Raw genomic sequence first — 18301 nt, forward strand, 5'->3', positions numbered from 1 at the left:
AATCAACGATCAGTTGTTTTCGTGCAGTTCGACGGTGTCCATCGCTTTCGTGTTTCGCTCCACCGCGATCACCGTCGTGCGTTGTCGCAACCCGTCGCGAGTTTCGGCTGTGACGGGCAACACTTGACGCTTGTCCGGCAACTCCATGCGGACCGTGAACGCACCGTCTTCTTGCAGCTTAACAGGATGCCCTGAGACCATGACTGACGCGGTGGGGTCGGTTTTGCCGAAAACGATCAATTCTGCGTCCACATCGAGTCGAAGCTTGGATTGCCGCAACAAGGATGGATCGCCCGTGGTACTGCCCGATTCGTTCACGTGCGGCATTCGTCGTTGTAAACGTTCCTCGAAGGCTGCCTGCAAATCGGCACTGCCGGATTCTAGTCCGCCGCTGAGAGCGTAGATACGTTCGTAATCTTCGGCGATGTCTTCCCAATGCTCGTCGAGTCGTTCGCAATCGCCGGGGACTGGGGTTTCGACCACATTACTGCGGCATAGGCAGTGAAAATCACCGTCGGCGGCGAGGTAGCCGATTGCCACGCGGTAGCGAGATGGTGGATCTTGGACGTCGATATACCAGTTGCTGACCCCGCCGTGGATTGGAATATCACGCGAAACCGTTTCCGCACGATTGCAGGCAACGTCGCCAATCGCCAGCAACCGCAGTGTGGGGACTGCGGTGTGCCACTGCTCAGCCATAGCTGATTGGGCACGCTGGACGCTGTTTCGGGTGATTTCCCAGCTCGTTTGTAACCAATACGAGTCACGAACAAGCAAAACGATGCGATCACTATGGGGTGAACTGCTGCGATGCGTGCTGGTTCCGCCGGACATTGCCGTTCCGCCGACAAGCGTGCTGGTCGACAGGTCTTTGTGCTTTTGCATCAATTCGCGACGACGACGCATTTCAGCGCGAATACGAAGCGTTTTGGCCGAAACCTTAGGTTCGGACAATTCAGGCAGCGGAATGTCGTTGCGAGACGGGGTTTTGCGTGCTTTCGAACGAGTGGTCGAGGCAGCACGCGTTGAGGAGGTGCCTCGGGAGGCGGAAACCGTTGAATCGCTGTTCAACGTGGGAGCTGCTGACTTTCGTGTCGCCCGTTTGGCGGTGCTGGAGGCAGGCTTCTTGGCTGTGACCTTTTCTTTCGTAGTGGCAGCGGCTTTGCGTCGCAAACGACGCTGTACCTTTTTGATCTCTGTTACGAGATCGTCTTTTCGCATGGAATGCCAACCTGCCACCCCATAATTTTTCGCCAGTTCAGCAAGTTCTTTACGAGTCTGTAAACTTAGATCGGCGTTGGAAATCATGGTGGTTCCTCGTTAAAACGACCGAAAACGGCGTTCGGGTCGTGAGTATTTGTTCAGGTTCAGTCGAGCTCGCATCAAAAACCGATTGCTAAATCGAGGATTGTCCCGAAATCGCCAGTTAATGGGGGAATTCGCTGCCGAAGTATTATTGCAAGGGACCAACGATGGTTCTAGGGCTGGCTTCCAAAATAGACCAACTTCGACCAAAAAGCGTATCATTTTGACGGCACCTGTTCGGTGCATCTGTTCTTTCTTGCCTAACCCCTGTCTTTTCAGGCTCGGATCGCCAAATGTCCCCATCACCCACATCCGGCCCAGGTTCGGGAACCGAACCCGAAGGATCGCCTGATTCCGATCCATCACAGGAGGCTGACCGATCGCCTGATTCCGGCCAATCGGCGGGGGCCGTGCCAAATTCGCAGTTAGCGGCGGACTCGCCTGCCGAACGCGATCCTCGGCTGGATGATTTACGGCGGCGTTATCGCGTGCAGGATAAGAATCGCTCCGGTGAGGATTCTGGCCAACCGGTTCAGACCAAACAGGAGCGGCAGATTCTGCTGCGATTGGCATCGGCTGGCTTCGAGTTGGCCAGCTTTTCGTTGTTGTTGGGTGGCGGCGGCTATTTGGTCGATCAGTGGCTTGGCTTCGAGACGCCGTACCTAGCCATTGTGGGGTTGTTGGTGGGGTTTTCGCTCGGATTCTACCGGTTGATCGTGCTAGCCAGTCAGCTTTCTTGATCACCGGTCGTCTGGGCCGAAGACATTCGACAACGTTCGCCGATTGAGTAAGCTAATCACCTCTTCTATTCACGCTCGAGTCAGTCTCGTGCCCAGGGGCTTCGTTCGCGGCCCAATTTCCCTCGGAAGTCTTCGTTAATGTCCCACGGTAAACCTGCCAAGTCGGCTCCTTCCGGTCCCGCTCGCGATATGTCCGCCGATGCGGTGGCAGCGCGGCTGAAAAGCTCACTGCTTCAAACTCGAGGCGAGTTGGAAGTCGATAAGATCTTTCGGGCTCTCGTCAAACTGGAGGGCTCCGACCTTCACCTGAAAGTGGGGCAACCACCAATGGTGCGAGTCCGCGGTGAACTGAAGCCGCTAAACCGTCCACCGATCGAAAGCGAGGAGATGGTCCGGTTGCTGCTGCCGATGATGGATGAGCGGAACTTGATCATCTTTGAAGAGGAAGGTGGGGCTGACTTTTCGTATGGTTGTGAAGTCGATGGAGTGCGTTGGCGATTTCGGGTCAACATGCTGAAATCATTAGGCAACATCGGGTTGGTCGCACGTCGAATCAGTAATTTCATTCCCGATTTCCGCGGCTTGTTTTTGCCGGATTCGATCGAACAGTTGTGCCACTACGAACAGGGCATGGTATTGCTCGCGGGTGTGACCGGGTCGGGCAAGAGTACCACGATCGGTTCGATGTTGAATTACATCAACAGTATCTACCGCAAGCACATTTTGACGCTTGAAGATCCAATCGAGTTTATCTTCACCGAAGACAAGGCGTTGATTAACCAACGCGAAATCGGTCAAGACGTGGTGGACTTCTCGATCGGAATGAAGCACGCCGTGCGGGAAGACCCCGATATTATCCTGGTGGGTGAGCTTCGCGACGAAGAGACATTTATGACGGCCATTCACGCCGCTGAAACCGGGCACTTGGTGTTTGGGACGATTCACGCTGCGAGTGCATCGACTTGCATCGGACGGATCTTGGACTTGTTCCCCGAAGAGATGCACCGAGCTATCCGCAGCGCGATTGCGTTCAATATGAAAGGCATCGTCGCCCAGAAACTGCTTAAGAGCATTCGCCCAGGCGTACCGCGTGTGCCAACTTGTGAAGTGATGACCTTCAGTCCTATGATCCGAAAATTGGTTCTTGAAGGGCAAGACAACAAGCTTCCCGACGCGATTCGAATCGGTGCCGAAGACGGCATGCAAGACTTCACGATGAGTCTGCAAAATCTAATTGATGATGACCTGATCGATCGCCCGACGGCATTCGCTGTCGCACCTAACAAAGACGCCCTCAAGATGGCCCTGAAGGGCATCGATGTGAAAGCTCCCGGAATTATTTAGGCTGGATTTGTCTAGGCTGGGATCATCCAAAGGAATAACAACATGGCTCAGGAAATCACCGAAGTTCAACTCTGGCAAACGGTCGCCCCCGTTGAGTACGTCCCGAAGGTCGAGAATCGCAACGAAGCACAATCGTTGTTGATCAGTACGCGACAAGGGCCCGGCTACTTGATTGCTGGCGGACAGCTTGCGCATGCGATTCAGTCGCGTGCGACGCATATCCTATTGGACTTTTCCCAAAACGCGTGTTCGATTCGTTACCAAATTGACGGTAACTGGGAACAACTGCCGCCGCTGGATCGCGAGACCGGTGACGCGATGCTCTACGCGATGAAGCAGCTCGCGTTGATGAATCCGGCCGATCGTCGCGGCTCACAAAAAGGATCGCTGGGGCTGAAAATCGCCAAGGAAAAGTACGACCTGTCGATTCAGTCACAAGGCGTGCCAACCGGTGAACGTGTTATCTGTCGCATCGAAGCTGAAAAGCTACCTTTCGGCGGACTCGCAGACTTAGGCATGCGAGACAAGATGATTGAGCAGTTCAAAGAACAGCTCAACAGCGAAGGCAACGTGATCATGATCACTGCCAAGAAAGGGGAAGGCGTTACGACGTTATGGAACATCGCGATCAACTCCGCCGACCGCTTGGTGCGTGACTTTCAATCTTTCGAGCCAGCGGAGGCGCCTGAGCCCGAGATCATCAATATCTCGCCCAATCTTTATGGCGGCGACACTGGCAAGACAGAACTCGAGGTGGTCAACCGGATGGTGCTGCGGGAACCAGACGTGTTGATGTTCCCCAACCCTCCAGATCCCGAGGCGCTACAGGTTTGTTTAGAAAAGGTCGTCGAAGAAGATCGCCAAGTGATCCACCGGATGGCCGCCGACAGCCCAATTGGAGCGTTGTTGTCGTTCCTTCAGCGGTATCCTAACAGCCGCAAGCTAATGATTGAGAAGATCGGTGCGGTCATTCATCAGCGATTGATTCGCCGACTTTGTGACAATTGCAAAGTGGGATTCGAGCCACCGCCACAATTGCTTGCCCAGCTTGGCATTCCGGCTGGTCGAGTGCCGGTCATGTTTGCGCCGTTCATTCCACCGCCGATCGAACAACAAGTTGACGAGAACGGGCAACCTGCACCGATCACACCTTGCCATGTGTGTGGCGGGCGTGGCTACTTTGGTCGCATCGGCGTCTTTGAATTGTTGCGTCCTGGACCACAATTCCGAGCCGCGTTGGCAAAGACAAATGACGCCAGCCAATTGTTTTCGATCGCCAAGGCGGAAGGTCACCGAGGTATCCAAGCGGAAGCGGTGTTGTGTGTCGCGCGGGGGCTGACCAGCCTAGATGAACTGAAGCGAGCTTTCGCGAAAGGCTAAAACGCATCCGCTTTGGCAGTAACCACCGTCGCCCAGCGATGGGTGATTCTCGGATGAACGCAGCGATGTTTTGGATTCCTATGACAGGTATGGGGGGGTGTTGCCGAAGTGATTGGGCGTTCCCCGATGCCTCGGATCCACCCTACCGGATCAGGTTCACTGTCGTCGAAGAAATTCGCGTTTCAGCGGGCTGCCAAGTTAGCTGCGTGATGCGGTCGCAGCGGCAGTTTGTCGGGAGTGAGCTTCGCGCTGCTTGGCGGAACGGAAAATGCGCCGGATCAGCACACAGGGTAGCAACCAACATAGCGTGACCAGTGGTGTCATGATTGTTGCGACGACGATCGAAACTTCCCGATTGCCATCCGCCTGCAATGCGAACGTTTGTGGCTGGCCCGCCAAGTGGTAGATCGTGAATGTCCGCCCCGGCGGCCAGCCTTTTTGATTCTGCACGGTGTCCGGTCGTTCGCGATTGTGTTTGACCGAGACGTTTTGTTGCACGAAGCGTTGCCCGTCAACGGTGTAATGGAAGTCGACCAACAGAGACCAAGCTGGTGTCCCCGGACGACTGGATTCAATATTGGTCGAATCGACAGTCGCGGTCGTCGCAATCCATGGGCCGGTTGTGAATCCTATCGCGATGCCCATGAGCACAATCCAGGTGCCGAGCATCGCGAGACACACCACCGCTACATCGCGGCAGGTCAACGGACGGTTACCTGTCGTCGCGTCGACTGGAGCAGCATGGGAAGCATTGCCCAGTTCGTCGGTTGCCTCAAGCTGCGGAACGCTTGTCGGATCGTTCATTAAATTTCACATGGGGACGCGAGAGAAGTTGATTGCATCCCGGTTCGCTCGCAACCTCGTCGGTGGGACGACTTATTGTGGGCGGTGGTTGGCCCCAAAGCAAGCAATCGCTTGTCTGCGAGCGAGCCGAACGGGTAGCCGATTCAACGATTGAGTGCGGCGGCAGCGGTTCGATTCCGTCCTTCGGAAGCCGTGCCGGTTCCGCTCGTCGTCTGCGTTAGCGCAGGGGCCGGGTTGAGAACGATGTGGTATGTTGGTGGCTACCGGTTCTTCCCAGCAGCATGTCCAGTGGTTTCTATCAGGAGCACGTCCATGAGTGACGCCGTCGCCCACCTCATTTTCGATGTTGAGAGCATCGCCGATGGTGAGTTGATTGCTCGGGTACGCTACGGCGAAGAAAACCTGACTCCGGAAGAGGCCGTTAAAAAGTACCAGGACGAACGACTGGAACAGACAGGATCCACATTCATCCCGCACACGTTCATGGTTCCGATCGCGGTCGTGATTGCGAAAGTCAGCGAAGATTTTCGATTGCTGGACATCAAGTCGTTGGATGAGCCCGCCTTCCGGCCTCACATGATGACCAAGCACTTTTGGCAGGGCTGGGAAGCCTATCACATGCCACAGTGGGTCACTTTCAATGGGCGGACGTTCGACATTCCGTTGATGGAACTTGCTGCGTTTCGATTTGGGTTGTCCGTTCCCAAATGGTTCGATGACAGCGGATACAAGTCCCGCCGGAATCGGTTCAGTACTGCATCGCACTTGGACCTGCAGGAGTTGTTGACCAACTTTTCGGCCGCTCGGTTCAACGGTGGTTTGAACTTAGCCGCACAGGTGCTCGGCAAGCCCGGAAAGATGGGGTTGAGCGGGGACCAGGTGCAGTCGTACTACGATCGCGGTGAACTGATGGCGATCAGCGACTATTGCCGATGCGATGTATTGGATACGTACTTCGTTTTCTTGCGCAGCATGGTGATGACGGGCAAGATCGATCTGGCTCGCGAGACGGAATTGGTTGCGATCGCGAAGCAGTGGATTGAATCACAACAAGAGACCTGCCAAGCGTGTGCTGACTATCTCGACAAGTGGGATGACTGGCACAATCCTTGGCAGTCCGACGAAGACGCGGCGTTGTGTGCTGCGACCCAAAGCGGCGACGGAGCAAGCGACTCCGTTGAGAAGGACCCCGTTGAGGGTAATGGAACTGCCAATGAAGCGTCTAAGGATGTAGTTGCCGGTGCAAAAGCAGCGATGTCGGCTGAATTGGATCCTCCTGAATCGGCTTCACCTTCATCGTAGCTAGCTGGATCCTGACCAGTCGCCCCCGTGCAGCGATTAGGCGCCCGTTCGTGCATTCACGCTATTGATGCGGTTGGAGGCGGTGTCGAGCGTCTGGAGGTGATTTGAAGCCGTTTGCGGTGCATTTAGTGCGATTGGCGCACAAAAAAAGCCACGGTTGTCCAAAATGACTCACATGGCTTGGCAATTGAATGGCTTGTGACTCGCCGGAGCGGGTCGATCCAAAGAAAAAAGGCCCTAGCGACGCTTCTTCTTGGCGGCCTTTTTCTTGACAGCCTTCTTTTTGACGGCGGTCTTTTTGGTTGCAGTTCGCTTGGTAGCTGGCTTAGCTGCACGCTTCTTGGTTGCTTTCTTCTTCGTTGCCTTCTTCTTGGCAACCTTCTTCTTAGCAACCTTACGAGTTGCAACCTTCTTGGTTGCCTTCTTGACGGCGCGTTTCTTCACCGACTTCTTGGCTGCGCGTTTTTTAACGCTCTTCTTAGCACTTGCTTTTTTCTTGGCCATAACTTCCTCCGCGAGAAAGAAAACGGTTAATGAGTCATTGTGACTTACGCAAGATCAATCGTCGTTTGAGCACTCAACAGTTCGCTAAGCGACACTCGTTCGATTGGTTTTGAAAGCCACCGGCCACGGCTCATCAACACTCGTTCGTGATCGATTCCGCTTGCTTCGATGTTCCACATCGACCATGCAAGCAAAAACAATCGTTAACACATGCGCGTAACTGTACGCGCTTCCACAAATTCCGCAACATCTTTTTGTGAAAAAAGCGGTTGCGTCAAAGAAAAATGTTGCTACGAGCAAGCGCAATTTGGTCGGTTTCGACATCGTTTAGCGATAAGGTTGTTGAAGCATTTGGTAGTTACCGAACGCTAACGACAAGAACATCAAACCCATGAAGGGTTGGCCACGCGTTAAGCCAAGGAACGCAACCGCGCCACCGCAAACCATGCTGACCCATATCCATGTGTCGCTACGGTCACCACTAAGCATCACTAGCGAGCGCATGATGCGCCCACCGTCGAGTGGAAAAACCGGTAGCAAGTTTAACAACGCCCACAGGACACTTGGCAGCACGTAGAATACAACCAACGCTAACAAAGTCGCGTTACCGATGGGTTCACCTTGCGTCCATGCGCTCAATTGATTGATCGGATTGGGCATCCATTGAAACGCCTTCACTTCGTATCCCGCTGCAACGACACCGGCCACCAAGACGAATGCCGATGCGAGCTGCGCAAGCGGTCCAGCAAGGGCAATCAACAGTTCACCTTTTTCATCCATCCGGCGTGACGTCATGCTGTTGGAAAAGCTGACGTTGCCGCCGCGTGAATTTGGTTTCGCGAGTCCACCAAAGTGGTACAGCACGATCGAACTTTCGATGCCGTAATAGCGAAATGCTAACGCATGACCGAGTTCGTGGATCAAAATCGACAGAAGCAGGCACGCCGACCATAAGATCATCAACGGTAAGACACCCGGGCTGGCAGGCCCAGTTATTTTGTCGAGGCCTAGTGCGAGATGGTATCCAAACACCACCGCCCCGATCCAAAACGTCCATGCAATGCGAACGGGGAATCCGAGCACTTGGAAGTGTAAATCGTAGGGGGATTGGTCGGGTTCTTGAAGCAGCATGTTGGTGTGTTCGTGTAAACGAAAAAGTGATGTCGGGTGGGTTTTAGCGAGACGGAACTGGCGAATCGGCACCCAGGTTTTCGATCAAGAACGCCCAAAGGTCGGCGTACTCGTCGATCTTCTTGCTTGTTGGGGTTCCGGCACCGTGGCCGGCTCGCGTTTCGATGCGAATTAGCGTGGGCGCACCGCAATCAACCGCTTGGGACTGGGCCGCTTGTAATGCGGCGGCAAACTTGAAGCTATGGCCGGGTACAACGCGGTCATCACGATCCGCTGTCGTGATTAAGGTCGCGGGATAGCACGTTCCAGGTTTCAAATTGTGCAGTGGGCTGTACGACAACAGGTTGTCGATTTGATCTTCTTCATCACTGCTGCCGAACTCGTTTGCCCATGCCCAACCGATTGTGAACTTGTGATAGCGAAGCATGTCCATGACACCGACGGCGGGCAAGCAAGCGGCAAACAAGTCTGGCCGCTGGGCCATGACGGCACCGACAAGCAATCCACCATTGCTGCCACCGCGAATCGCAAGCTTTGATCGAGATGTCACACCGGTATCGATCAGGTGTTCAGCGGCAGCGATGAAGTCATCGAAGACGTTTTGTTTCTGCAATCGGGTACCCGCTTCGTGCCATTCGCTGCCGTATTCTCCACCGCCACGTAGGTTGGCCACCGCGTAAACGCCTCCCGAATCAAGCCACGCTGCGACTGCGGGCGAGTAAGAAGGGGTCAGTGAGATATTGAAGCCGCCATACGCGTAAAGCAGTGTTCGATTGGAACCGTCGTTCTTGGAATCACGGTGTCGAGTCACCAGCACCGGGATCCGTGTGCCATCTTTGCTGATACAAAAAATCTGTTCGGTTTGATAAGCGTCGACGTCGAAGGGAACCTCCGGACGCAACCATAGTTCACTTTTGCCGGTAGCCACGTCGACTCGGTGCAAACTGGGCGGTGTGACGTAGTTGCTAAAGCTAAAAAAGGTCTCTGTGGCGTCTTGTCGGCCACCTAAACCACTAACGCTACCTTTGCCTGGCAGGTTAAAGTCGCCCAGCAGTTCGCCGTTGATGGACCAACGTTGAACTTTGCTAAGTGCGTCGCTGAGATAGCTGGCGTAAAACGATTGGCCAAGCAGAGAAATGTCTTCCAGCAGGTCCGCGCTCTCGGGGATAATTGTTTTCCAAGTTGAGCGATCCACTGGGCTTTGATCGGCCAGATTTTGATCGGCGGATGCTTGGGGAGCGTAGGGCACCGCGATCAGTTTGCGTTTGGGGGCATCGCGATCGGTTAAAAAGTACAGCGTTGATTCAATCGAACCGATGAATTCATAGTCGGCGTCGAACCCGGTAATCAGCGGAACGATTTCGCTGTCCGGTTGGGTTAGATCTTGGATGAACGCTTGTTTCTTTGGTTGCGTTCCTTTCCAGTTTTGGATGATCAGATAGCGACCGTCTTCGGTGACGGTGGGGGAAAACCCCCATTGCGGTTCATCGGGACGTTGGAAGACCAATTTGTCTTCGGATTGCGGTGTACCGAGACGATGCAAATACAGCATCTGGTTGTCGTTGGTTCCCGTCAGTTCCTCGCCCTCTTGCGGTTCGGCATAGCGTGCGTAATAGAAGCCATCGCCCGTAGGCGTCCATGCGATACCGCTAAACTTGGACCACTGAATCAAGTCGGTGGTGTCTTGACCCGATTCCACGTCGCGGACACGCCACGTTCGCCAGTCGCTGCCGCCATCGGCAATGCTGTAAGCTATCAGTCGACCATCATCGCTTGGGATCCAAGATCCCAAGGCCATCGTGCCGTCTTCCGACAGCGTGTTGGGGTCAATTAAAACCTTCCGTTCGGCTGCCAAATTGTCCGGTGTGGTGGAATCGGCAACGGTGTACACCACACTTTGGTTCTGTAGGCCGTCGTTATGCGTGAAGAAGTATCGATCGCCGCGATGGACCGGCAAACCGGTGCGTTCGTAGTTCCACAGTTCTTCCAGTTTGTTTCGCATCGGCTCACGCGACGCCAGCGTGCTCAAATAGCTTTGGGTGAGTTCATTTTGTGCCTTCACCCAGGCTTCGGTTTGCTCGCTTTCGACATCTTCTAGCCAGCGATAGGGATCGGCGACGATTCGTCCGTGATAGTCGTCAGTGATATCTTGCTGAATCGTTTGCGGGTAGTTCATCGTTTGAGCGAACGCGGTGGATACTTGGCAGGAAGCGAAAAACAGAAGCGGTAACATCCTCAGTCCGGGTGTAACAAGCCGAACAGGGCAAATCATGCGTTGAGGCATCGAAGTTTAGTACCTAAAAGCGGTCGGAATCAGCACGCCACCTGTGCTACGATGGCCGTAGTCTACCAAACCAACGAAGAATCGAGAGTGCGTGATTGATGAGCCAAGTTTCCGTAGTTGATCATCCCGTTGTGGCACATCATCTGACCCTATTGCGAGATCAGCGAACGCGTCCGTGTGAGTTTCGCGCGGCGGTGCGCCGATTGGCAATGTTGATTGGCGTGTACGCCACCGCGGACCTGAAAACACGCGGCGTCACCATCCAGACTCCGATCACGCAAACCGAAGGCGTGTGTCTGGACGCTTCGATCAGCATCGTGCCGATTCTGCGAGCGGGTTTGGGTATGGTCGACCCGCTGCTGGATCTGTTGCCGGACGCCTCCGTTTGGCACCTTGGCTTGTACCGCAACGAAGAAACCGCCGAGCCGGTGGGCTACTATGACAAACTGCCCTGTAGCGGAGCATCGGATGTTGCGTTGGTGCTTGATCCGATGTTGGCAACGGGCGGTTCGATCGACTTGGTCGTGCGACGGTTACAGGAGTGGGGGGTGCCTGACATTCGCGTCTTGAGCATCATCGCATCGCAAGTGGGTGTCGACCGAGTTGCGCGAGACTTCCCCGATGTCAAAGTACACGTCGGCGTGATCGACCCGTCGCTCAATGAGCAGTCGTACATCGTGCCGGGCCTTGGCGATGCGGGGGATCGGATCTTTGACACGCCCCAGTCCAGCTAAGTGTGGCGTGTAAATGTAGCGTGCGAGTTGATTCAAACACGCTAGTTGATGCGGACGCCTTGAAAGAACCGATGCGATCATGTCACCACTGTGATTCGCGTTCAGTTAGCGAACGTGCTTTGAATTAGCACCATCATTTCGCCTTGGTTGTCATCGGGATCTTCGTCAAACATTCGCAGGTACAATCGCCCGGATGAAGCGGCCACGAACTCCTTGCCTGATTCCAGCCGAATCATTTTTGCGTCGTCCAGCTCGGAAGCGTTTTCGGCAATCGTTGCGACCAATGTTCCCCAGCGGATTCGGCTATCGCGAGGACGCATTTCTTTAGGCAATTCAATGCCTTCGGGACCAGACGAGACGGTCACCTTCCAACTACCTTTGACGTCGATCTTCACGGGCATTCCTTGAACCAGGGCGGCGCCAGAATCCTGCCACCCTTTGTCCGCTTGGACCTTGAAGACCTTTTTGTCTTGTGCCGATTGGTAGGTCAGCACGCGAGCCAACCCTTGGTTGCCAGCGGGATAGTCCGGAATCAAACGTACGATTGACTGGTACGCTTCGCGAGCTTTGTCGAACTGGCGTTTGCGTTCGTATTCCATTGCCAATTTTTCAGTTTTGGAAATGAAGTCGCGATGCAAGCTTTGCAGTTGCGGATCGGTTGGCATCCCGGCATTGCCAGATGCGATTTGCTGCAATCGCTTTTGCAGTTCAGCTTGTTGTTTCTTGGATTCTTCGGCCTGCTTCTGCAGCTTCGCCCTGGCCGATTGTGCCATGGCGGTGGAACTGCTTAACACACCAGTGCCAGACGCCAGAACTAGAAACAGGGTGATGGAATGAATGTGGAAACGCGGGTGCATCAACTTACCTGGGCGGAGGGGGGCGAATTGCAATCAGAATCGCTTGCTGACATCGATTCTACTCCAAAGTCTCATCGCGGAATTTTGGAACTGAATATCTGTTGTAGGTCGGCTTCGGTCGAAGGATTCAATGCCGTCCGACTAGAGACTGGAACTACGTGTCGGTCACAAAACGATCACTTCGATCTTTCACGTTGAGGTTGCCAACTTGGCTTTCACCATTGGCACGCCGAGCTGAATTGGCGGTGGCCTGCACAGTCGCCGCAAAGCGATCCTTCCGCGGATTCCGTATCAATCAACGAGAGAAAAGTAGGTCGATTCTGGCCGCAACGGGTTTGGGTTCCAGATACAACGCAAATGATCGTTAATCGCCGCACAACCGGACTTTGGTTGGGGGGCCGGTTAGTCAGGTTTTGTCAGTCGCAAGTGGTCCCGTGGAGACTTCAAAGGTAGCCCGGTGACATGGACGATGCCTAAGATCGTGCTGTCTAGACTCCGTTGGTGGGTCGGCGTCAATCTGGTGAGAAAGGGTCTCGATGGCGAGCTTGATTCAAATGCAACGGAATCGGACAAACGACCGATCAGAGAATACATTTTCTCCTGACCAGGTCGCTGTCTCGATCAAGGCTGCTCGTGGCTCCAAAATCCGAACTTGGGTTGTGCTGACCGCTTTGTGCACGCTGACCACCATGGTCGGCATGGCGAGCGTGCATGCACAGGATTCCTTGGCCCCGATTTCGGCCGATGAGCTATCCCGGTCGAGCCAATCACGGATCACGCTGGGCGGCATGCCGACCCGGCCGCAGATCGATGCTCGGCGTGAGCGGTTGTTCAACGAGTTGGCCGAAGAGTTTGAACAATTCGATCGGCTTGGCAATCTTGTTCGCCGCGTGTCGCATTTGGTCAAACCAAGCGTCATCCATATTGAAGCTCACAAGATTCAGGGCAAAGGCGCGTCGGCTGAGTCTTACGACGAAGCCGGTAGTGGCGTTGTGTTGGACGTCGCCGGGGAAGCGTGGGTGCTTACCAACCGGCACGTCATTCATGGTGCTTCGATAGATCAGATCCTGATGCGGACCAGCGATGGTCGGAAATGGGTTCCTGAGCGGGTGTTGAAGGATCCGAGTACCGATGTGGCCGTGATGAAGATCATCCCTGAACTCGCATCGGTGCGTGAGCGAGGCCGGCGTCCATTGCCGTCGCCTCAAACGCTTCCACCGGCAGCTCGCCTTGCAGATAGCGATCAGGTTCAAATCGGTGACTTCGTGATCGCCATTGGCAGTCCGTTTGGCCTAAGTCACTCCGTCACGTTCGGTATCATGAGTGCCAAGGGACGCCGCGATCTTTCGCTGGGTGAGGAACGGATCGACTTGCAAGATTTCTTTCAAACCGATGCGGCGATCAATCCAGGCAACAGCGGCGGACCGTTGTTGAACCTTCGCGGTGAAGTGATTGGTTTGAACACCGCCATCGCCAGCAGCAGTGGTGGTAGCGAAGGGATCGGGTTCGCCATTCCAATCAATATGGCCGCTCGGGTTGCCGAAGAGCTGATTCGGCACGGCAAGTTGCGACGTGGGTACCTGGGTGTCACGTTGGATCCTGAGTTTGCCGCTGCTGAACTGTCGTCGTTCTCGGGGCAGTATGCTTCGATGAAAGTGAACCCCGACGCGGATGATTTCCGCGACGAAGAAATGAAGCTCGGCGGCGCTCGGGTTAAAAACGTACGAGCTGGTTCCCCTGCCGAAGCGGCTCGGTTGCAAACCGGCGACGTTGTTTTGCAATTTGATGGCCACATGATTGACGATGACGACCATCTGGTCGCTCGCGTTGGGATGGCACCTACGGATCAACCGATCGACATGGTCATCTTGCGTGGCGGAAAGCGTTATCGCACAACCGTCACGCTGACTCAGATTCCCTAGCGTTAGCTGATGCCGGCTGGGTTGAAATAGCCAGGTTCATTGCCGGGCTTCCACTTGATGTTGCAGCCGATCGAAGGTTTTTGGTCTTGGGGCGGAGTTCGTCCAGCAAGTGTTTCGTCCAGAGCGGCTCGCAAGTCGGCGCCTGTGACGGGCAAGTCTGTCTTCGGGCGGCTATTATCGAGTTGACCGCGGTAGGTCAATTTGTGGTCAGGCCCGAATAGAAAGAAGTCAGGCGTGCAGGCCGCGCCGTAGGCGATCGCGACGGATTGGCCTTCATCCAAGGCGTAAGCGAATCCATAGCCGCGATCTTCTTTTTCCTGAGTCATCGCTTCGAGATTGTCATCTGGGTATTTCTCGACGTCGTTACTGTTGATTGCGACGATGCCGACGCCATGCTGCATGTATTCGTCGGTCAATAACTTCAGTTGTTCGGCGACGTGTTTTACGTAGGGGCAGTGATTGCACATGAAGATCACCAACAACGCCTTGTGATCACTGAAATCCGATAGTGAAACCGTCTCGCCACCGGTTTCGGGAAGTGAAAAGTCAGGGGCTGAAGTGCCCAAAGGCATCATCGTCGAAGCAGTACGAACCATGGTTGTATTTTCAGTTTGGGGGTCAATGAACGGAGATGCAACCGATTCAGTCGCAGTCTATTGTTTAACATTGGACAGGCCTGGGTACCAGAACGCGTGTTGACGTGTGGGGCACGGAGCCGTTTTCCGTTCAGGCGGTTTCCCAAGCCATTTTTGGGATACTTCAGAGAATGGTCAGATGCGTTACCCGCCGAGAGCATGCATTCGCCTCAGGGGATTCGCTCTCGCCGGCGACCGGTTCGCGTTGTAGAACGAAGTTCCAAACTTCTTTCCGGCATGCAATCGTCTTTGTATTACCTGCCGCTATTCCGCATTCCAATGCCTGTTCAGCCATGACGATCAACCTCACCACGCCCGCATTGTTGTTCTCGACCATCTCGCTGCTTCTGTTGGCCTACACGAATCGCTTTCTGGCGCTGGCGACGGTGATTCGGTCTCTCCACCGGGAATATCAAACGACGGCCGATCCGGTCGCGGCGGCGCAGATCGCCAACCTGCGAAAACGGGTGAACCTGATTCGCAACATGCAAACCCTTGGCGTGACCAGCTTGTTATCGTGCACGATCTGCATGGGCCTGCTGTTCGCCGGTCTGAATGCGGCGGGCGAAATCGTCTTCGGACTCAGCTTGCTGCTAATGGCGGGGTCCCTAACGATTTCACTTTGGGAGATCTTGATGTCAGTAGTGGCACTGAATCTGCAGTTAGGCGACATGGAAAGGTAGGTGGCCGGAAAAGTCAGAAAGCCAGCGTCGATAGTTCAGGTTGGATAATCCAGGAACGTGAGTCCTCGGCAGAATTACGAGATGACGAATTCGTTGGCCGTGCAATCTACCGGTTTTTCCCTTTGGCTTAGCTTTGCAAGAATTCTATTGACAGAATCTCGCTCGGTTCGAATACTCGTTAGTTAACTACCACCGTCTCGGACAATCACTTCATGCGACGTCGTCAGCGTTCCGTTGGCTTTTTCCTCCAAGGGCTTATGCTCTGGGGTGTCGTCGTGGGAATGGCGATCCATCTTTTCGTAACGCCGGTCTTGGCTTCGGCCGCGTTGAACGACGGACGGACCTGCATGGGTGCCGAAGTTCATGACGCATCGGCACTGCACACCAGTTCGGTCAATCAAGCTCGTTTGAGTGTCGTCGACGAGTTGCAGTTCAAGGCGGCAACACCTTCTTTAGATGTGTGCCGCGTCGGCGAAGACGGGCTGACACGACGAGCTTCTTCGTTGCATGCGGGTGAGGCAACGGGTTCGGATTCTTTGGTGATGTTAGGGATACGGTTGCAAATTTAGGTCTGCGTGAACTCACGTTGATTTGAAAGTCCTTTTGCAACAATTCCTTCGGCCGGCGTCTCTCGATGTCGATCCGGTATCCCATTGAGTTCTCACATGACCAAACCTATTTCAAAACAGAAACCTCGCCGCGTTGTCTCTTCGGATGCTCCGAGTGTCGAGACGAAAAACGACGCGATTCCAAAGTCAATCGTCTCGTTGATTCGATCTCACGAGTATGTTGAGGCGTACGAGGCGTTGCGTAAGCTTCCGCGTTCCTCCTTGTCCACTCATGCGATGGGCGTTTGTGCAATCCGATTCGGGAAAGCAGCGGATGCCGTTGCTTTGTTTCGTGGCCTAGCTCTCGCCCCAGGGTCGACTATCACACGGCCCGACATCGATCAGTTGCTGCTAACCAATTACGCAACCGCTTTAATGTTGTCAGGTTTGCCCAGTGGCGCACTGGAGATCTTAAGCGAGATGGGACATCCCAAAACAGTATCCGCCAATCAGATTCACAAGGCGATCAATGACTGGGCGGCCACGCTTCCGTTCTGGCGACGTTTGGATTGGAAGCTCAATCGGATCGAGCCATCACATTGTGAGATTGAAATTGATTTCGTACCCGGCGAGTTTCCGTTCCCCGTTGGGACGCCGCAAGAATTGGCGGTTGCCGAGCAGGTGCAAGACAAGCCGGTGGTGCTGACCTCACACTTGGTCGCTTAAAACGAGCGTTACCCCGGTAACTGCATTCAGACACCTGGAAGACCCGGTGCACGATACCGATCGAGTCCGTGTTGGAGAAATGCTCCATCCTGATTCGGTCGGTTGTTTTGGATAGGGTCTTATCCGAGCCGATCTACTTTGGCTCGGACGGCTTGTCGCAATCGCCAAACGCACCACAGCAAGCCGACGATTCGAGCAAACGTTCCACGTCCGCGGCCAACGCCCGGTCTTCGATTGATTGCAAGAACCAACGACGTTGGGTTCCTTCCATGCTAACGGCCTCGTTGAATAGCTGACGAGTCTGTTGATGACGGTCCGCTGACATGGTTCACCAAATTGTGGGTGTAAGAGACAAAAGAGAATGTGGGAGTCGACGGTGAACCCCATGAACGTCGGTCGCTGAATCGTTGATCGTCGCAGGGCCGGTTAGCAGTTTAACTGCTTTGACTATGACGTTCCAAACCGGAGGGTGCGATTGTTGATGTGAAAGGTCGAGGTTTCAGGCTGAGGTCAGAGAATGAATGCTCGCACCCCAAATGCTTTTCGGTTGTCCATCACCCTGAGAATGCGGTTTTCGAATCTTTAAGTATGGGTATCCAACACGTTTGATTAGTGTTCACCAATTTGTTGCAGACGTTCTGGATCCATGACACGAATCTTCCGGCCCGCATTGGTTTCGATCGCACCGTCTTGGATCAGTCGCCGCAGTGTTCTGGAAAAGGTTTCACTGGTCACGTTCAGGTGATTGGCGATGTCTTTCTTGGGGCCTGGCAACTGCAAAACTCCGGATGCGTCCATAGGCAGCCCGAGCAAATAGTTGGCGACCCGTGTCAGGGCGTCCCGCAGCACGATGTCGTCGAGTAAGTCAACAAAGTGACGTGTCCAACGAGCCATCCCTGCAAGCATTTCCAAACACAATTCATGATTCTCGGCGAGTGCTTTTTGGAAGCCGTCCAGCGGAATCAGGACACACCGGGTCGCTCGAATCGCCTCTGCGTTCGCTGGCGTGGTTGAATTGGCAAATACAGCAACCTCGGCGAACGACTCCAAAGGACCGCAAAGGTGCAACACGTGTTGTTGGCCATTCGCGCCCGCTCGATAGACGCGCACCAACCCCTGCTCGACGATGAACATGCCTGGACACGGGTCGCCTTGGTCAAAAATGCGTTGTCCCGCTTGGTATTCACGCATTACCGCAACCGATTCCAAGATGCCGCGGTTTGCCTCGTTCAATCGGCTTAGCAAGGGGCAGCGATGGATCGTCGCGGAGACGCTGGACATGTCGGATTTTTCTTTCATCGAACTAGGCAGTACTTGATCTAAGTCAATGCATGCGAAGTGAGACTTCCTCAGAATGAAGCCACACGACCCCCTGAAGGATCGCTAGATTGGTCGGGGTGCG

General features: G+C 54.5%; 18 protein-coding genes. 9 read left to right on the forward strand and 9 right to left on the reverse strand.

From position 1 onward, the window contains the following. Positions 1 to 9: 9 nt before the first annotated feature. Entirely contained in the window at positions 10 to 1308 is a 1299-nt protein-coding gene (locus ACR3ZL_RS02875; RefSeq protein WP_473649387.1) for a DUF4912 domain-containing protein, read from the reverse strand. A 290-nt stretch (positions 1309 to 1598) separates the two neighbouring features. Here ACR3ZL_RS02875 and ACR3ZL_RS02880 point away from each other — a divergent pair, with 290 nt between their 5' ends. The 3 genes from ACR3ZL_RS02880 (at position 1599) to ACR3ZL_RS02890 (ending at position 4769) form a co-directional block, all read left to right on the forward strand. Next, positions 1599 to 2045: an AtpZ/AtpI family protein gene (locus ACR3ZL_RS02880; protein ID WP_473649386.1), complete on the forward strand. Its 447-nt coding sequence runs from the start codon at positions 1599 to 1601 to the stop codon at positions 2043 to 2045. 138 nt (positions 2046 to 2183) lie between these two features. Next, positions 2184 to 3389: a type IV pilus twitching motility protein PilT gene (locus ACR3ZL_RS02885; protein ID WP_473649385.1), complete on the forward strand. Its 1206-nt coding sequence runs from the start codon at positions 2184 to 2186 to the stop codon at positions 3387 to 3389. A gap of 42 nt (positions 3390 to 3431) precedes the next feature. Beyond that, the gene (locus ACR3ZL_RS02890) at positions 3432 to 4769 is read left to right on the forward strand and encodes an ATPase, T2SS/T4P/T4SS family (RefSeq protein WP_473649384.1); all 1338 of its coding nucleotides are present in this window, start codon (positions 3432 to 3434) and stop codon (positions 4767 to 4769) included. 198 nt (positions 4770 to 4967) lie between these two features. Here the strand turns inward: ACR3ZL_RS02890 and ACR3ZL_RS02895 are convergent, their stop codons facing one another. Further along, on the reverse strand, positions 4968 to 5573 hold the full coding sequence (locus ACR3ZL_RS02895) for a hypothetical protein (protein ID WP_473649383.1): 606 nt from the start codon (positions 5571 to 5573) through the stop codon (positions 4968 to 4970). A gap of 312 nt (positions 5574 to 5885) precedes the next feature. Between ACR3ZL_RS02895 and ACR3ZL_RS02900 the strand changes: the two genes are divergently transcribed. Then, positions 5886 to 6875: a 3'-5' exonuclease gene (locus ACR3ZL_RS02900; RefSeq protein ID WP_473649381.1), complete on the forward strand. Its 990-nt coding sequence runs from the start codon at positions 5886 to 5888 to the stop codon at positions 6873 to 6875. 237 nt (positions 6876 to 7112) lie between these two features. Here ACR3ZL_RS02900 and ACR3ZL_RS02905 read toward each other — a convergent pair whose 3' ends face one another. From ACR3ZL_RS02905 to ACR3ZL_RS02915, 3 genes are all read right to left on the reverse strand, one after another. Further along, complete coding sequence (locus tag ACR3ZL_RS02905; RefSeq protein ID WP_473649380.1) at positions 7113 to 7379, reverse strand: hypothetical protein; 267 nt, start codon at positions 7377 to 7379, stop codon at positions 7113 to 7115. 327 nt (positions 7380 to 7706) lie between these two features. Beyond that, positions 7707 to 8510, reverse strand: a complete 804-nt coding sequence (locus ACR3ZL_RS02910) for a site-2 protease family protein (RefSeq protein WP_486173194.1) — start codon at positions 8508 to 8510, stop codon at positions 7707 to 7709. Between the two features lie 43 nt (positions 8511 to 8553). Then, positions 8554 to 10686 (reverse strand): prolyl oligopeptidase family serine peptidase, encoded by a 2133-nt coding sequence (locus ACR3ZL_RS02915; RefSeq protein ID WP_473653423.1) that lies wholly within the window; start codon positions 10684 to 10686, stop codon positions 8554 to 8556. A 206-nt stretch (positions 10687 to 10892) separates the two neighbouring features. Between ACR3ZL_RS02915 and upp the strand changes: the two genes are divergently transcribed. Further along, the gene (upp, locus tag ACR3ZL_RS02920; RefSeq protein WP_473649376.1) at positions 10893 to 11528 is read left to right on the forward strand and encodes a uracil phosphoribosyltransferase; all 636 of its coding nucleotides are present in this window, start codon (positions 10893 to 10895) and stop codon (positions 11526 to 11528) included. 101 nt (positions 11529 to 11629) lie between these two features. On the opposite strand, the gene ACR3ZL_RS02925 is transcribed toward upp, so the two are convergent. Continuing rightward, positions 11630 to 12385 carry a tetratricopeptide repeat protein gene (locus tag ACR3ZL_RS02925; protein ID WP_473649375.1) on the reverse strand — a complete coding sequence of 252 codons (756 nt, stop codon included), beginning with the start codon at positions 12383 to 12385 and terminating at the stop codon, positions 11630 to 11632. Between the two features lie 788 nt (positions 12386 to 13173). On the opposite strand from ACR3ZL_RS02925, the gene ACR3ZL_RS02930 reads away from it, so the two are divergent. Next, positions 13174 to 14307, forward strand: a complete 1134-nt coding sequence (locus tag ACR3ZL_RS02930; protein ID WP_473653422.1) for a S1C family serine protease — start codon at positions 13174 to 13176, stop codon at positions 14305 to 14307. A 2-nt stretch (positions 14308 to 14309) separates the two neighbouring features. Here the strand turns inward: ACR3ZL_RS02930 and ACR3ZL_RS02935 are convergent, their stop codons facing one another. Beyond that, positions 14310 to 14903: a thioredoxin family protein gene (locus ACR3ZL_RS02935; RefSeq protein ID WP_473649374.1), complete on the reverse strand. Its 594-nt coding sequence runs from the start codon at positions 14901 to 14903 to the stop codon at positions 14310 to 14312. Positions 14904 to 15235: 332 nt separating this feature from the next. Between ACR3ZL_RS02935 and ACR3ZL_RS02940 the strand changes: the two genes are divergently transcribed. The 3 genes from ACR3ZL_RS02940 to ACR3ZL_RS02950 all read left to right on the forward strand — a co-directional run bounded on the left by ACR3ZL_RS02940 (position 15236) and on the right by ACR3ZL_RS02950 (position 16899). Beyond that, on the forward strand, positions 15236 to 15625 hold the full coding sequence (locus ACR3ZL_RS02940) for a DUF2721 domain-containing protein (protein WP_473649373.1): 390 nt from the start codon (positions 15236 to 15238) through the stop codon (positions 15623 to 15625). A gap of 212 nt (positions 15626 to 15837) precedes the next feature. Beyond that, on the forward strand, positions 15838 to 16194 hold the full coding sequence (locus ACR3ZL_RS02945; RefSeq protein ID WP_473649372.1) for a hypothetical protein: 357 nt from the start codon (positions 15838 to 15840) through the stop codon (positions 16192 to 16194). Between the two features lie 96 nt (positions 16195 to 16290). After that, complete coding sequence (locus ACR3ZL_RS02950) at positions 16291 to 16899, forward strand: tetratricopeptide repeat protein (protein WP_473649371.1); 609 nt, start codon at positions 16291 to 16293, stop codon at positions 16897 to 16899. A 133-nt stretch (positions 16900 to 17032) separates the two neighbouring features. Here the strand turns inward: ACR3ZL_RS02950 and ACR3ZL_RS02955 are convergent, their stop codons facing one another. Then, entirely contained in the window at positions 17033 to 17224 is a 192-nt protein-coding gene (locus ACR3ZL_RS02955) for a hypothetical protein (RefSeq protein ID WP_473649370.1), read from the reverse strand. 284 nt (positions 17225 to 17508) lie between these two features. Next, positions 17509 to 18198 (reverse strand): Crp/Fnr family transcriptional regulator, encoded by a 690-nt coding sequence (locus ACR3ZL_RS02960; RefSeq protein WP_473649369.1) that lies wholly within the window; start codon positions 18196 to 18198, stop codon positions 17509 to 17511. Positions 18199 to 18301: the final 103 nt, after the last annotated feature.

It is taken from the genome of Rhodopirellula sp. J20-39 (assembly GCF_057365095.1).

Coding starts and splice junctions, on each gene's coding strand:
- ACR3ZL_RS02875 (WP_473649387.1), bottom strand. CDS start 1,308: ATGATTTCCAACGCCGATCTAAGTTTACAGACTCGTAAAGAACTTGCT.
- ACR3ZL_RS02880 (WP_473649386.1), top strand. CDS start 1,599: ATGTCCCCATCACCCACATCCGGCCCAGGTTCGGGAACCGAACCCGAA.
- ACR3ZL_RS02885 (WP_473649385.1), top strand. CDS start 2,184: ATGTCCCACGGTAAACCTGCCAAGTCGGCTCCTTCCGGTCCCGCTCGC.
- ACR3ZL_RS02890 (WP_473649384.1), top strand. CDS start 3,432: ATGGCTCAGGAAATCACCGAAGTTCAACTCTGGCAAACGGTCGCCCCC.
- ACR3ZL_RS02895 (WP_473649383.1), bottom strand. CDS start 5,573: ATGAACGATCCGACAAGCGTTCCGCAGCTTGAGGCAACCGACGAACTG.
- ACR3ZL_RS02900 (WP_473649381.1), top strand. CDS start 5,886: ATGAGTGACGCCGTCGCCCACCTCATTTTCGATGTTGAGAGCATCGCC.
- ACR3ZL_RS02905 (WP_473649380.1), bottom strand. CDS start 7,379: ATGGCCAAGAAAAAAGCAAGTGCTAAGAAGAGCGTTAAAAAACGCGCA.
- ACR3ZL_RS02910 (WP_486173194.1), bottom strand. CDS start 8,510: ATGCTGCTTCAAGAACCCGACCAATCCCCCTACGATTTACACTTCCAA.
- ACR3ZL_RS02915 (WP_473653423.1), bottom strand. CDS start 10,686: ATGAACTACCCGCAAACGATTCAGCAAGATATCACTGACGACTATCAC.
- upp (WP_473649376.1), top strand. CDS start 10,893: ATGAGCCAAGTTTCCGTAGTTGATCATCCCGTTGTGGCACATCATCTG.
- ACR3ZL_RS02925 (WP_473649375.1), bottom strand. CDS start 12,385: ATGCACCCGCGTTTCCACATTCATTCCATCACCCTGTTTCTAGTTCTG.
- ACR3ZL_RS02930 (WP_473653422.1), top strand. CDS start 13,174: ATGCCGACCCGGCCGCAGATCGATGCTCGGCGTGAGCGGTTGTTCAAC.
- ACR3ZL_RS02935 (WP_473649374.1), bottom strand. CDS start 14,903: ATGGTTCGTACTGCTTCGACGATGATGCCTTTGGGCACTTCAGCCCCT.
- ACR3ZL_RS02940 (WP_473649373.1), top strand. CDS start 15,236: ATGACGATCAACCTCACCACGCCCGCATTGTTGTTCTCGACCATCTCG.
- ACR3ZL_RS02945 (WP_473649372.1), top strand. CDS start 15,838: ATGCGACGTCGTCAGCGTTCCGTTGGCTTTTTCCTCCAAGGGCTTATG.
- ACR3ZL_RS02950 (WP_473649371.1), top strand. CDS start 16,291: ATGACCAAACCTATTTCAAAACAGAAACCTCGCCGCGTTGTCTCTTCG.
- ACR3ZL_RS02955 (WP_473649370.1), bottom strand. CDS start 17,224: ATGTCAGCGGACCGTCATCAACAGACTCGTCAGCTATTCAACGAGGCC.
- ACR3ZL_RS02960 (WP_473649369.1), bottom strand. CDS start 18,198: ATGAAAGAAAAATCCGACATGTCCAGCGTCTCCGCGACGATCCATCGC.